Raw genomic sequence first — 13,551 nt, forward strand, 5'->3', positions numbered from 1 at the left:
CTTAAGTGTACTAATTCAATTAATACACCAATTATAGGAATTTAAAGCCCGTCTGTCAACGTTTCTTTTCAAGAAGACGATGACGCCATCGATCGCAATATTTGCTATACTGACGACAGAAGAATCGCCAGGAAGGATGACCGAGATGTTGGATCGATTGAGTGCGTTAGAGGACCGTTATGAAAAACTGAATGATATGTTGGCTGATCCAGCCATCATTAATGATACGAATCAATTGCGAGAGGTCTCAAAAGAGCAGTCACAACTTGCGCCGACTGTCGAGACGTACCGTGTCTACCGCGAGAAGATGGAAGCTTATCAAGAGGCACGTCAAATGTTGACGGATCCGGAGATGCGCGACCTTGCGAAGGAAGAAGTCGCGATGCTTGAACCGGAGATCAAAGAGCTCGAAGCGAAGCTGAAGGCTTTATTATTACCGAAGGATCCGAATGACGATAAGAACGTCATCGTCGAGATTCGTGGTGCAGCAGGGGGAGACGAGGCAGCCTTATTTGCGGGTGACCTGTTCAAGATGTACTCGAAGTTTGCTGAGAAACAGAACTGGAAGATTGAGATCATCGATGCGAGCTACACGGAACTCGGTGGCTACAAAGAAATCATCTTCATTGTCAAAGGAACAGGTGCTTATTCGAAGTTGAAATACGAGAACGGGGCACACCGCGTCCAACGCGTTCCGTCAACGGAATCCGGCGGGCGGATTCATACATCGACCGCAACCGTTGCCGTGCTACCGGAAGCAGAAGACGTCGAAGTCGAGATCCATGACAAGGATGTCCGAGTCGATACGTTCACGTCGAGTGGACCGGGTGGCCAGTCCGTCAATACGACACAGTCCGCTGTCCGTGTCACGCACGTGCCGACAGGAATCGTCGCCAGCTGTCAGGATGAGAAGTCGCAAATCAAGAATAAGGAAAAAGCGATGAAGGTCTTGCGTGCGCGTGTCTACGATAAGATTCAACGCGAACAGCAAGCGGAGTATGATGAAAAACGGAAGTCGGCTGTCGGTACGGGTGACCGTTCAGAGCGGATTCGGACGTATAATTTCGCTCAAAACCGGGTGACGGATCACCGGATCGGATTGACGATCCAGAAGCTTGATCGAATCTTGCAAGGTGAGATGGATGAAGTCATCGATACGCTTGTCATGGAACATCAGGCGCGGGCATCGGAGGCGGCGAACTGATGCGGATCGCAAAACGTCTAAATGATGCAAAAACGATGATGGAACAAGCAGGACGCGAGGGTTCAAGTGCCGAATGGTTACTCATGCACGTCTTGGATGTCGACCGGACCGGACTCCTTGTGCGCTTGTCCGATGAATTGACGCCGGAGCAAGATTTACGATTCAGTGAATACTTGCTTGCTCATGTTCACGGCGTACCCGTTCAGCATTTAATCGGCTATCAGCCGTTTTATGGACGGGATTTCCGTGTCACACCGGATGTCTTGATTCCACGACCAGAAACGGAGGAGTTGATCGTCTTCGTGACGGAACGTCTCAAACGTGAGTCGTTCACCGCGGGACAGATCGTCGACATCGGTACCGGTAGTGGAGCAATCGGAATCACGCTCGCCCTCGAACTCGAGCAACCGGTCACGACCGTCGATATTTCACCGGCCGCGATTGCGGTCGCGAAGCAAAATCAAGCAACTCTTGGTGGAGACGTGACGTTCCTTGAAGGAGATCTACTAGCACCACTTACGGATGATTCCGTTCGGGTGCTCGTTTCGAATCCTCCTTATATCGAGGAAGAAGAATTACTCAGTGAAGTCGTGTTTGATCATGAACCGCATCTCGCCCTGTTTGGCGGAAAAGACGGTCTCGTCTTTTACCGACGTCTCGTCGAGGAGAGTGGACGGGTCCTACGCGACGATTTCCGACTGATTGCGTTTGAAATTGGACACAATCAAGGACCAGAAGTGCAAATGATGTTAAAAGAACGTTATCCAAATGCGGAAACGGGTATTTTAAAAGATATAAACGGTAAAGACCGTATCGTGTATGCGGAACGAAAGGATTGTAAAGCGTGAAGACGGAAATGATTGACTTACAGACGATGGATGAAGCAGTTCGGTTATTGCAGGAAGGAGAGGTCGTGGCGATGCCGACCGAGACTGTCTATGGTCTCGCAGGGGACGCGACGAACGAAGCGGCTGTTCGGCGAATCTTCGCCGCGAAGGGTCGACCTTCTGACAATCCACTGATTGTCCACGTCGCATCCGTAGAACAGGCACATCAGTTCGTCACGCACATTCCAGATGTTGCGGCACGTTTGATGGAGGCGTTCTGGCCAGGAGCCTTGACGATCATCCTCGAATCGAACGGCACCGCATCCACACTCGTCACAGCAGGACTAGATACGATCGGATTACGGATGCCAGACCATCCGCTCGCGCTTCGATTGATCGAGGCGACAGGGTTGGGTCTCGCAGCACCGAGTGCCAACCGTTCCGGAAAACCTTCACCGACGTCATCTGCGCACGTCGCACATGACCTCTCGGGACGCATCGCTGCGATCGTCGATGGAGGGGAAACGGGCATCGGGGTCGAATCGACTGTCATCGATTGTACGATGACGCCACCGGCGATTTTACGACCGGGCGGCGTGACACGCGAACAAATCGAGTCGGTCATCGGTCCTGTCACACTCGATCCTGCCTTATCGATGAAAGATGTTACACCGAAGGCACCCGGGATGAAATATACCCACTACGCACCGGAAGCAACACTTTCCGTAGTGGAGGGAGATCTTTCATTCTTACAGCAACTCATCGATGATGCACGACAAACCGGACACAAGACGGGCGTCCTCCTGTTTGACGGGGAGGAAGTCGACGCAGATGTTCGCTGCTCCCTTGGTAATTCGATGGAGACGGCGGCACAACGTCTTTACGATTGTTTACGGCGATTTGATCAGACGACGGTGGATCAGATTTTTGTACGAGACCTATCAGAAGAAGGGGTGGGGCTTGCGGTCCGCAACCGCCTCCATAAAGCAGCAGGTGGTCGGGTCATTCGCCCTTGAAGAAGGAGGATACGGAGATGAGCACACGTCGCGTTTTATTCATCTGTACAGGAAATACATGCCGTAGCCCGATGGCGATGGCGTTACTACGCTCGAAAGTCGCTGATCAGGAATTCGACGTCCGTTCAGCAGGACTACGTTCGATGCAAGGATTTGATGCGTCCGAGAACGCCTTACAAGTGTTACGTGAGCGCGGGATCGAACTCGAACACTATACGCAAGTCTTTGATGATGTACTCGGGCGTTGGTCTGACATCATCTTGACGATGACGCGTCAGCACAAGCAGGAAGTCGGTGAACGCTATCCGGAACTGAAGGAACGGACGTTTACCTTATATGAATATGTGACAGGGCTTGAACGGGACATCAACGATCCGTACGGCGGATCAATGAACGTCTACCGGCAAGTACGTAATGAACTCGAACCCCTCGTCAACCGTCTTGTGTTAAAATTGACGCAGAATGGAAACGGAAGAAAAGCTCCGGATACACGGAAACTTCCGAAAAAACAACCTAAACAAACGGGGGAATAGTAAAGATGAAAGTAGCAATCGGCGCGGATCATGGCGGTTTTAAGTTAAAGGCAGAAATCAACGACCTCTTACAAGAGCTCGGCATCGACTATACGGACTTCGGTACGCATTCAGCCGACTCGATCGATTATCCGGATGTCGCGATTCCAGTCGCTGAGGCAGTCGCAAGCGGAGAGTTTGATCGTGGCATCTTGATTTGTGGAACAGGTATCGGGATCGGAATCGCAGCGAACAAAGTCAAGGGCATCCGAGCAGCACTCGTCCATGATACGTTCAGCGCGAAAGCGACGCGTCAGCACAACGATTCGAACATCTTAACGATGGGCGAACGCGTCATCGGTCCAGGACTGGCTCGTGAGATCGCACAGCTTTGGCTTGAAACGGAATTCGAAGGCGGACGTCATGAGAACCGCGTTTGCAAAATCTCAGATTATGAGGTGAAGTAATGGACTTGACACGCATCCAGCACGATTTAGAAGAAGCACTGAACGCTCTGGATGAACGATTTTCCTTAAAAGGAAAATTGCTCGTGATCGGCTGTTCGACGAGTGAAGTCATCGGCAAACAAATCGGCAAGGCCGGTTCACCGGAAGTCGCAGACGCGTTGTTTGACGTTTTCGATGCCTTTCGTCGGTCGCACCAAGTCGATCTTGCCTTCCAAGGCTGTGAGCATATCAACCGGGCGCTGACGCTTGAGCGGCAAACGGCAGAACGACTCGGGCTCGATCCGGTAACAGTCGTTCCTGTTCCGGAAGCCGGTGGATCGATGGCGAGTGCTGCCTATCAACGCTTCTCGGCACCGGTCGTCGTCGAAGCGATTCAGGCAGACGCCGGGATTGATATCGGTGATACGTTCATCGGGATGCACTTGAAAGCTGTTGCGATTCCTGTGCGCTTGCCGCACAAGGAAATCGGTGAGGCACACGTGACGGCAGCCGTGACACGACCGAAATTAATCGGTGGAGCACGTGCTAAATACGAATGATTGATGCAAGGGGTTGCGCACCCCTTGCTTTTTTGATGTTGTTTTTAGGGATGCCGGGAACGAAACATTCGTGTTAAGATAGGTCTATCGAAATGAAATGGGGGAATTCAGATGGAACAAACACCGCTTACGTATCTGAAACAACAAGATGAGGCACTCTTTTCGGCAATGCGCCAGGAACTAGGTCGTCAACGGGATAACATCGAATTGATCGCATCCGAAAACTTCGTCTCGCAAGCTGTCATGGAAGCACAAGGCAGCGTCTTGACGAACAAGTACGCAGAAGGTTACCCAGGTCGTCGTTATTATGGTGGCTGTGAGTATGTCGATCTCGCTGAGAATTTAGCACGCGACCGCGCGAAGGAAATCTTCGGAGCGGAGCACGCGAACGTGCAACCACACTCGGGTGCACAAGCGAACATGGCGGTCTACTTCACGATTCTCGAGCAAGGCGATACGGTCCTCGGGATGAACCTCTCGCACGGTGGCCATCTGACGCACGGTAGCCCCGTCAATTTCTCCGGTGTCCAGTACAACTTCGTGGAATACGGTGTCGATCAAGAGACAGAGATGATTGATTATGACGTCGTCGCGAAATTAGCAGAAGAGCACAAACCAAAATTAATCGTCGCGGGCGCATCGGCGTATCCGCGCGTCATCGACTTCAAACGTTTCCGTGAAATCGCAGACAGCGTCGGCGCTTACTTGATGGTCGACATGGCACACATTGCAGGACTCGTCGCAGCAGGTCAGCACCCGAACCCGGTTGAGCATGCACACTTCGTCACGACGACGACGCATAAGACGTTGCGTGGTCCACGTGGTGGGATGATCCTCTGTAAAGAAGAGCATGCGAAAGCAATCGATAAAGCGATTTTCCCAGGGATCCAAGGTGGTCCACTCATGCACGTCATCGCCGCGAAAGCTGTCGCGTTCGGTGAAGCGCTTGCACCAGAGTTCAAGGACTATATCGGTCAAGTCGTCACGAACGCCAAAGTCCTCGGTGAGGAATTGACGAAGCGTGGACTCCGGATCGTCTCAGGCGGAACGGATAATCACTTGCTCCTCGTCGACTTGCAACCGCTCGGGATCACAGGGAAACTCGCTGAGCATGCACTTGACGAAGCCGGCATCACGGTCAACAAGAACACGATTCCGTTCGACCCAGCGAGCCCGTTCGTCACGAGTGGTATCCGGATCGGAACGGCAGCCATGACATCACGTGGCTTCAAGGAAGCTGAGATGAAAGAAATCGCCGAGTTGATCGAACTCGTCTTGAACCACCCAGAAGAAGCAGACGTTCTCGCACAAGCACGCGAGCGTGTCGTTGCTTTGACAGGTCGTTTCCCACTCTACCCAGAGCGCGGATGACCGTCATCCCCTTCGTCCTTTTCGTTATGAGAAGGGGAAGGGGATTTTTGTTTGTCTAAAAAAGGAGGCGTACGATGTATATTCTAGTCGTTGAAGATGATCCACATATTCAAGCACTTGTCGTATCGACGTTACAGGCCGACGGGCACTCCGTCCGAGCGACAGCAGACGGAAACGAAGCGCTCGCTTGGATTGAGACGATGACGTTCGAAGCAGCCGTGCTCGATGTCCTGCTCCCCGGGCAGACCGGTCTCGTCCTATGTGAGCGATTACGGCAAAACGGGGACATCCCAATCTTGATGCTGACGGCGCTCGGTGAACTGACGGATAAGCGAGACGGCTTTGCAGCAGGTGCTGATGATTACATCACAAAGCCGTTCGATCCGGAAGAATTAGTGTTTCGGCTTCACGCCGTGGCTCGGCGCTATCAAAAAGCGGCGCAACCCGTCTTACATCTCGGGGATGTCACGATTGATAAACGCAGTCAGCTCGTAACGATCCAGTCGACCGAGTGGACACTCCCGCGGCGCGAGTTCGAATTATTACATCAGCTGGCAAGTTTCCCGGGACGAGTCTTCAGCCGCGAGGAATTGATCGAACACGTCTGGGGACTTGATTTCATGGGGGATGACCGGACGATTGACGTCCACATCAAACGACTTCGTGGACGCCTGAAGGAGACGAATCACGTGAAGATCGAGACCGTCCGCGGACTCGGCTACCGGTTGGAGGTCGAAGCATGAGAAGCCTCTATACGAAAATCGTCGGACTCGTCTGTGTCGTCCTACTCGTGTCCGCACTACTCGCTCTTTTAATCAGTAACATTGCCTACTATTCGTTTTGGCAGGACAGCTATAGCCAAAAAGTCGAGGAAGCGGTCGAGACAGCGATTGATTACTACGAGACGCATGGTGACGGAAAGACAGAATCGTTTTACCGGATGTTACAAGCAACTGGCTTTCAACTGTATGTTCGAACAGATGACGGAACGGAGCGTTACGGAAACACATTTCGCAATGAAACGCTCTCGAGTCAAGTCATCGAGCAAGTGAAAAATGGTCAACCGTACTACGGGATGCGTGAGTATCCGTTTCATCTCTTCCTGCTTGGACTATTCGATAACGAAGTCATCAACACGTACGGGACGTCGGTCAAGACGGCACAAGGAACGGATGCAATCTTCGTCCGTCCGGACTTGAGTCGGCAGATTCGCGAGTTACACCTGTTCGTTGGTCTGTTCCTCGGACTGCTTGTCGTGATCAGCTTTCTCTTGCTCGTCTTCTCGATCCGGTATCTCGTGCGTCCGATCCGGCGCCTGACAAAAGCAACGGAACAGATGGCAGACGGCGACTATGGAATTCGCGTCGGAACGAAGGCGCGCGATGAGATTGGTGAACTGTCCCGACGCTTTGACGAGATGGCGATGGCGATTGAAGCGTCCGATACGGAACGACGTCGGTTCGTCGCAAACGTCTCGCATGAATTCCAGTCACCGCTGACGACGATCTCGGGGTACGCGGGACAACTCGATGTGACGGGAGAAGACGTCAGGAGACGGGCGATCATTCAACAAGAGGCAGCGCGGATGTCCGAACTGACGCGTCAATTATTGATCTTAGCGAAGCTCGATGAAGGACGACGCTTCAAGCAGCAAGCACTCGATCTGCGCACGAGTCTAGAGACGACACTCGCAACACTTGCCTTTCAGCTCGATGAGCAAGGCATCGCCGTCGCACTCGATGTATCGCCAGCGCTACAGATTCAAGCAGATGCCAGTGCGCTTGAACATGTCTTCCAAAATGTCATTCGAAATGCCGTCTCGGTCTCGAAAGAAGGAGCGACGATTCATATTCAGGCGCAAGAACAAGCGAATCAGGTCATCGTCCGAATCAAAGATGAAGGACCAGGTATGACCGAACAACAGATGGAACATGCCTTTGAACGCTTTTATCAAGGCGATGCGTCCCGCACGTCGCGCGGGACGGGCCTCGGTCTTGCGATCGTCAAAGAGACGATGCGCCAACTTGGTGGGGACGCGAGCTTGTCGTCTGACTCATCCGGTTTGACTGTGACATTGACTTTTTTACGCATTTGACGCGTGCGTTCATGTTCCGTTCATATTGCAGTCGTATCATCAGTCCTGTAGCGAACATACAGGAGGGATCACGCGATGAAACTAGGATGGAAAGAACTCGTCCGAATGAAAGGACGATTCGGTTGGATGACGATCGTGACGATGTTGATCGTCTTATTGATTTTGATGATTACCGGTCTTGCGGACGGGCTTGCCTATGACAATGGGGCTGCTGTCCGTAATCTGCCGGTCGAGCAGTTTGCGTTGAGTAAAGACGCGGAAGGGCAGCTGACTCGTTCGTTCTTACAGGCGGACGAGACACCGGAGGGCGCAGAAGCACTCGGTGTCCAGAACATGGTACTTGAGAAGAAGAACGGAACGAAGGACGATGTGACAGTTTTTGCGTTACCACAGACTACGAACTATGGTCCGGAACAACTGCGATCGTTGCAAAAAGGTGAGGTGCTCGTCGATGCTGCATACGCGGAACAACGCGGAACCCGTGTCGGCGATACGATTACGGATTTTCGGACGAAAGAGACGTTCCGGATTGCCGGTACAGTAACGGACGGACGTTATAGTCACGCACCTGTCCTCTGGATGACGGATGAATCTTGGCAAGCATGGCAATCGAAGATGGGGGCATCATACGTCTCAGCGTATATCGGTCAGTCGTTGCAAACGGATCTAGCGGTCTTCTCAAAACAAGCAGTCGTTGAGAACGTACCAGGCTATGCAGCGGAGCAAAACTCTTTCCAGATGATGCGGGTTGCACTCGTCGTCATCGGGGCATTGATTCTGACAGCCTTCTTCTATATCTTGACGATGCAGAAGATGAAACAGCTCGGTGTCTTAAAGGCAATCGGCATTCGGACACGGACGATGGGTGCGAGTCTACTCGTACAAGTCATCCTCCTGACGAGCCTCGCCTTTACTGTCAGCGTCGCCATCACCTATCTGACGAGTCGTTTCCTACCGTCGGATCTTCCATTCCGTTTTGAATGGTCGACCAGTCTGACGTACGGGGGCATTTTACTCGTAACGGCAATCCTCGGTGCGCTCGTTCCGTTACGGATGGTCAAAAAACTCGAGGCAGCAGATGCGATGGGAGGAATGAACGGATGATTCGATTAGATCAGATTGAACAAAGTTATGGTGAGATGACGGTTCTACATGACATCAACTTACAAGCAGAAGCGGGTGAGTTGATTGCCCTCGTCGGACCAAGTGGTAGCGGGAAAAGTACATTGCTTCAGTTGCTTGGATTGTTACAGACACCAACGAACGGTGCCGTCTACTTTGATGATACGTGCGTCAGTGAAGCAACGGACGAAGAACGTCGTCGCTTACGTCTCGAGGAAGTCGGGTTCATTTTCCAGGAGTCGCATCTCGTACCATTTTTGACAGCGGGAGAGCAACTCGAACTGGTCGCGCAGGAAGCCGGACGAACGGTTGATGCGACATCGGCACTCGCTGTGTTCGGACTCGAGCACCGGAAAGACCATTTGCCGCACGCCTTATCAGGTGGTGAACGACAACGTGTGGCGATTGCCCGGGCATTCGTTAATGAACCACGCCTTGTACTTGCGGATGAACCGACGGCAAGTCTCGATTACCCGAACGGTCGCCGGGTGATGGAACTGTTGCAACAACAAGCGCATGAGTCGAACAAGACCGTCATCGTCATCACGCATGACGAACGGATGCTTGACGTCTGTGACCGGATTTGGCGGATTGAAGATGGGCGGATCACGGAAGCGACAGCATCCCGATCCTATTCTCATAGCTGAACGACTTTTCCTTTTGCTTTCGTGCGTCAGTGCATGTAAAAGCAAAAGGTTTTTTTGATGATTTGTCCACAAGATAGGGGAAACGGACCATTTGCGGAAGCGTTATCTTTGCTATACTTAACCGTAGTAAAAAAAGATAAAGGTGGAAATAAATGTGAACTTATCAACCTTGATCCAATTAGAACTTCAAGCCATTCAAACGGAACGCCTGACAGAATGGTTCACCCATAAAAGCCACGAGCGCCGGGAGTATCACCGGATGCTCGAAGATTTCAAAGCAATCGTCATCATGCAACAGGCAGGATTTTATGAACAGGCAGATGCTCGTTTTGAACAGTGGAAGACCTTACCGATGCCAGCAGAAGTCTATCGTTATCGCCTGGCGATCGCAGGAAAAGCAGGTGGGAAGCGTCTTGCCCAGAAGCGATTGGCATCCTTTCCGATGACGGTTCAGAATCATCCGCAATTGAAAGACTGGAAGCGACTCGGAAAAATGAACCAGTGGTGGATTGGTGGAGCTGTTGCTGTCGTCTCTCTCATTCTCGTCTGGACACAGTTGGATAGCGAACCTGCCACAACACCGGTCGCAACGAAACAAACAGAGGTCGAGCAACAACTCGCAGCGTTGCAAACGGAAGTCGAACAGTTAAAAGAAAAAAACGAACAGTTGGCAAGTGAGCAAGAGAAGGCGAAAGCGATCAAGCCAGAGAAGAAGGAAACAAAAACGGAAACGCAGGAGCCAAAAGTGTCTGCGAAAGACGCGCTCGAGCAAGGGGTTGCTGCTGTTCAGGCGAAAGACTACAAACGAGTAGACAGTGTCTTGACCGGATCCGTCTTGACGAACAAAGAGACAGCAGGTATGGCACGCTTCTATAAGTTGATTGCTGCCGGAAAGCTCAAGCAGACGACACAGGCGGATTATATTGCCTATCGGAAAGATTTCCCGAAGTCCGGATACATGAGTGACGTCCTCTGGATGCAAGCGGTCTATGAACAAAAATATAAAAAAGGTGATTATCGTGCGACCTTGCAAGAACTCGCGAAACAACCGGACAATGAATGGTCTTACGCCGCAAAAGCAATTCTATCAGGGAAGAGTACGCTCGGGAACTGACGAAAAAACAGTTCCCAAGCAGTACGTTTTTAGAGTACAATGCGAAAAGAGAATGGAGAGGAGATGCAAACAATGAGTAAAGTACATGTATTTGATCACCCATTGATTCAGCACAAGATGACGATCATGCGTAAAGTCGAAACAGGAACGAAACAATTCCGGGAACTTGTCGACGAGGTGGCTTCATTGATGGCATATGAAATCACACGTGACCTTCCACTCACAGATGTCGCGATCGAGACACCGGTCACGAAGACGACGCAAAAGATGATCGAAGGCAAGAAACTCGGGATCGTCCCGATTCTCCGCGCCGGTCTCGGTATGGTCGACGGCATGCTCCGCATGATGCCGAACGTCAAAGTCGGTCACATCGGTTTGTACCGTGACCCAGAGACACTCGAGCCAACGGAATACTACCTCAAGCTCCCAACAGACGTCGCAGAACGTGATTTCGTCGTCGTTGACCCGATGCTTGCGACAGGTGGTTCGGCGGCAGACGCCATCTCCTCCTTAAAGAAACAAGGGGCAAAGAGCATCAAGCTCGCATGTCTCTGTGCAGCACCTGAAGGCGTCAAACGCGTTCAAGAAGAACACCCGGATGTCGACATCTATCTCGCGGCACTCGACGAGAAGTTGGACGACCACGGATATATCGTCCCAGGACTCGGTGATGCAGGAGACCGTCTCTTCGGAACGAAGTAAAAAACAGCAAGATACACAAAAAGACCGCAGACGATGATCTGCGGTCTTTTCGTTGCTATTTCGTAAACTGCGCAAGACTGCTGAAATATGCTTTAATGAAAAAAGGAAAAAAGGAGGAAGTCACCATGCCGATTACAGTCATGCCGATTTTCGGGACACGACCGGAAGCCATCAAGATGGCACCGCTCGTCAATGCCCTGAAGCAACACCCTGCTTTTGATGTTCATGTTACGATCACTGCCCAGCACCGCGAGATGCTCGATCAAGTGCTCGAACTGTTCGAGATTGAACCGGATCATGATTTAAATATCATGAAGCAACGTCAGACACTTGTTGATATTACGACGCGTGGTCTCGAGGGACTCGATGCGATCATGAAGGAGATCAAGCCAGATCTTGTCCTCGTTCATGGGGATACGACGACGACGTTCGTCGGAAGCCTGGCTGCCTATTACAATCAGATCGCAGTCGGTCACGTCGAGGCGGGACTGCGCACGTATAATAAGTACTCGCCGTTCCCGGAAGAGGTCAATCGTCAGTTGACGTCGACGCTTGCGGACTTACATTTCGCTCCGACAGCGCAAGCTGCAGCGAATCTCGCATCCGAAAATCGTCATGCTGGTGTCTACATCACGGGGAATACGGCGATCGATGCCCTGCAGACGACCGTCCAAACCGATTACGTCCATCCGATGCTTGAGACGGTCGGGGATCGGAAGCTGATCTTGATGACAGCGCACCGTCGTGAGAACCAAGGCGAAAAGATGCATCAGATGTTCCGAGCGATCCGTCGTCTCGTCGATGCGTTCCCGGATACACATGTCGTTTATCCGGTCCACCTCAATCCGGTCGTTCAAGAAGCAGCGAAAACGGTCTTTGAGGGGCATGACCGGATTTCGTTGATTGCTCCGCTCGACGTGTTCGACTTCCACAACTTCGCAAGTCGTGCGCATTTGATCCTGACTGACTCGGGTGGCGTACAGGAAGAAGCGCCGTCACTTGGTGTACCTGTGCTTGTCTTACGCGACACGACAGAGCGCCCGGAAGGGATTGCTGCAGGAACGTTGAAACTTGCCGGTACGGAAGAAGAGACGATTTATCAGATGGCAACGGAATTGTTGACGAACGAAACACTTTATCAAGAGATGGCGCATGCTTCGAACCCGTACGGAGATGGTCATGCCTCAGAACGCATCGTCCAAGCGATCTTGCATCACTTCGGTCAAGGGGAAGCTCCGGCACCGTTACTCACGCAATGAAGTAGGACAACACGCGTCATCACCCGACTCCTACAGGAGAAAGCGCGACAAGTCGCGCTGTCAGAGACGAACAAGACCCGAATTCACGGACCGGAAGGAACGTGAATCCTGGCTTGTGTCTCGCCTGAGGAAAGCGGGTGAAGGAAGCGTGGAAAATTCAAAGCAAGATAAAATACTAGTATATGTAGCTTCTTACACGAAGGAGCTATATTATTTTTGTCATTTCCGCTAAAATCAGCTCATTTGTTTAGAAAATGTAAAACCAGATGACCTTGAAACTGGAAAGGAAACGATGACGATTCAAGCTGTGACGTACCGCACGATTGAAAAAATGGAAATCGCTGAAATGTATTATTACAAACAGATGTCAGAGCTGTTTTTATGTCCCGATTCGGAAGCGTTTTCAATTGTGAACAAAAAATGTTTTTTCACAAAATCGACACAAATCAATTTTAGAGGTCTTGTTTCGCTTTAACGGGCACGATATAACGTTACTATTCAACGGTTTTGTTCACCATATGAACAATCTCTTTAACCGTTGATAGTACTACATATTTTCTTCACATCTTCGTGAAATGACTTGCATGGATGACATCTGTGAAAACCTTATCAATCGTTGATATGTATAGGTTTTTCGGCTCTGTTTTTATTGTGAATTCATTTGACTATGAAAGCT

14 protein-coding genes are annotated in these 13,551 nt (G+C 51.2%); all 14 read left to right on the forward strand.

Features of this window, described 5'->3' with window-relative positions; genetic code table 11:
• Positions 1–145: 145 nt before the first annotated feature.
• The 14 genes from prfA (at position 146) to wecB (ending at position 12,875) form a co-directional block, all read left to right on the forward strand.
• The gene (gene prfA, locus AYO36_RS00755; protein WP_023469516.1) at positions 146–1,204 is read left to right on the forward strand and encodes a peptide chain release factor 1; all 1,059 of its coding nucleotides are present in this window, start codon (positions 146–148) and stop codon (positions 1,202–1,204) included.
• A complete protein-coding gene (gene prmC, locus AYO36_RS00760; RefSeq protein ID WP_064299234.1) occupies positions 1,204–2,052 on the forward strand; it encodes a peptide chain release factor N(5)-glutamine methyltransferase in 849 nt (282 codons plus the stop codon). Before prfA ends, prmC begins: the two co-directional genes overlap by 1 nt.
• Complete coding sequence (locus AYO36_RS00765) at positions 2,049–3,047, forward strand: L-threonylcarbamoyladenylate synthase (protein ID WP_064299235.1); 999 nt, start codon at positions 2,049–2,051, stop codon at positions 3,045–3,047. The genes prmC and AYO36_RS00765 overlap by 4 nt, the downstream gene beginning before the upstream one ends.
• Before the next feature lie 17 nt (positions 3,048–3,064).
• Positions 3,065–3,580 (forward strand): low molecular weight protein arginine phosphatase, encoded by a 516-nt coding sequence (locus AYO36_RS00770; RefSeq protein WP_023469513.1) that lies wholly within the window; start codon positions 3,065–3,067, stop codon positions 3,578–3,580.
• A gap of 5 nt (positions 3,581–3,585) precedes the next feature.
• Positions 3,586–4,026 (forward strand): ribose 5-phosphate isomerase B, encoded by a 441-nt coding sequence (rpiB, locus tag AYO36_RS00775; RefSeq protein ID WP_023469512.1) that lies wholly within the window; start codon positions 3,586–3,588, stop codon positions 4,024–4,026.
• Positions 4,026–4,565: a TIGR01440 family protein gene (locus AYO36_RS00780; RefSeq protein ID WP_023469511.1), complete on the forward strand. Its 540-nt coding sequence runs from the start codon at positions 4,026–4,028 to the stop codon at positions 4,563–4,565. The genes rpiB and AYO36_RS00780 overlap by 1 nt, the downstream gene beginning before the upstream one ends.
• Positions 4,566–4,676: 111 nt before the next feature.
• Positions 4,677–5,936, forward strand: a complete 1,260-nt coding sequence (glyA, locus tag AYO36_RS00785; protein WP_029342751.1) for a serine hydroxymethyltransferase — start codon at positions 4,677–4,679, stop codon at positions 5,934–5,936.
• A 74-nt stretch (positions 5,937–6,010) separates the two neighbouring features.
• Positions 6,011–6,679, forward strand: a complete 669-nt coding sequence (locus AYO36_RS00790; RefSeq protein ID WP_064299236.1) for a response regulator transcription factor — start codon at positions 6,011–6,013, stop codon at positions 6,677–6,679.
• Positions 6,676–8,031 carry a sensor histidine kinase gene (locus AYO36_RS00795; protein ID WP_064299237.1) on the forward strand — a complete coding sequence of 452 codons (1,356 nt, stop codon included), beginning with the start codon at positions 6,676–6,678 and terminating at the stop codon, positions 8,029–8,031. Before AYO36_RS00790 ends, AYO36_RS00795 begins: the two co-directional genes overlap by 4 nt.
• A 75-nt stretch (positions 8,032–8,106) precedes the next feature.
• Positions 8,107–9,135, forward strand: a complete 1,029-nt coding sequence (locus AYO36_RS00800) for an ABC transporter permease (protein WP_064299238.1) — start codon at positions 8,107–8,109, stop codon at positions 9,133–9,135.
• Positions 9,132–9,800 (forward strand): ABC transporter ATP-binding protein, encoded by a 669-nt coding sequence (locus AYO36_RS00805; protein ID WP_064299239.1) that lies wholly within the window; start codon positions 9,132–9,134, stop codon positions 9,798–9,800. Before AYO36_RS00800 ends, AYO36_RS00805 begins: the two co-directional genes overlap by 4 nt.
• A 154-nt stretch (positions 9,801–9,954) precedes the next feature.
• Positions 9,955–10,914: a plant Invertase/pectin methylesterase inhibitor family protein gene (locus tag AYO36_RS00810; RefSeq protein ID WP_064299240.1), complete on the forward strand. Its 960-nt coding sequence runs from the start codon at positions 9,955–9,957 to the stop codon at positions 10,912–10,914.
• 72 nt (positions 10,915–10,986) lie between these two features.
• Positions 10,987–11,616, forward strand: coding sequence for a uracil phosphoribosyltransferase (gene upp, locus AYO36_RS00815; protein WP_029342745.1), 630 nt, complete (start codon positions 10,987–10,989; stop codon positions 11,614–11,616).
• Positions 11,617–11,741: 125 nt separating this feature from the next.
• Positions 11,742–12,875 carry a non-hydrolyzing UDP-N-acetylglucosamine 2-epimerase gene (gene wecB / locus AYO36_RS00820; protein WP_064299241.1) on the forward strand — a complete coding sequence of 378 codons (1,134 nt, stop codon included), beginning with the start codon at positions 11,742–11,744 and terminating at the stop codon, positions 12,873–12,875.
• Positions 12,876–13,551 lie beyond the last annotated feature (676 nt).

Source organism: Exiguobacterium sp. KKBO11, assembly GCF_001644945.1.
Lineage (GTDB): Bacteria > Bacillota > Bacilli > Exiguobacteriales > Exiguobacteriaceae > Exiguobacterium_A > Exiguobacterium_A abrahamii.

Bases quoted from the DNA above. Each gene is read 5' to 3' on its own strand.
- glyA (WP_029342751.1), top strand. From the start codon at position 4,677: ATGGAACAAACACCGCTTACGTATCTGAAACAACAAGATGAGGCACTC.
- AYO36_RS00780 (WP_023469511.1), top strand. From the start codon at position 4,026: ATGGACTTGACACGCATCCAGCACGATTTAGAAGAAGCACTGAACGCT.
- prfA (WP_023469516.1), top strand. From the start codon at position 146: ATGTTGGATCGATTGAGTGCGTTAGAGGACCGTTATGAAAAACTGAAT.
- wecB (WP_064299241.1), top strand. From the start codon at position 11,742: ATGCCGATTACAGTCATGCCGATTTTCGGGACACGACCGGAAGCCATC.
- upp (WP_029342745.1), top strand. From the start codon at position 10,987: ATGAGTAAAGTACATGTATTTGATCACCCATTGATTCAGCACAAGATG.
- rpiB (WP_023469512.1), top strand. From the start codon at position 3,586: ATGAAAGTAGCAATCGGCGCGGATCATGGCGGTTTTAAGTTAAAGGCA.
- AYO36_RS00795 (WP_064299237.1), top strand. From the start codon at position 6,676: ATGAGAAGCCTCTATACGAAAATCGTCGGACTCGTCTGTGTCGTCCTA.
- AYO36_RS00790 (WP_064299236.1), top strand. From the start codon at position 6,011: ATGTATATTCTAGTCGTTGAAGATGATCCACATATTCAAGCACTTGTC.
- prmC (WP_064299234.1), top strand. From the start codon at position 1,204: ATGCGGATCGCAAAACGTCTAAATGATGCAAAAACGATGATGGAACAA.
- AYO36_RS00800 (WP_064299238.1), top strand. From the start codon at position 8,107: ATGAAACTAGGATGGAAAGAACTCGTCCGAATGAAAGGACGATTCGGT.
- AYO36_RS00805 (WP_064299239.1), top strand. From the start codon at position 9,132: ATGATTCGATTAGATCAGATTGAACAAAGTTATGGTGAGATGACGGTT.
- AYO36_RS00770 (WP_023469513.1), top strand. From the start codon at position 3,065: ATGAGCACACGTCGCGTTTTATTCATCTGTACAGGAAATACATGCCGT.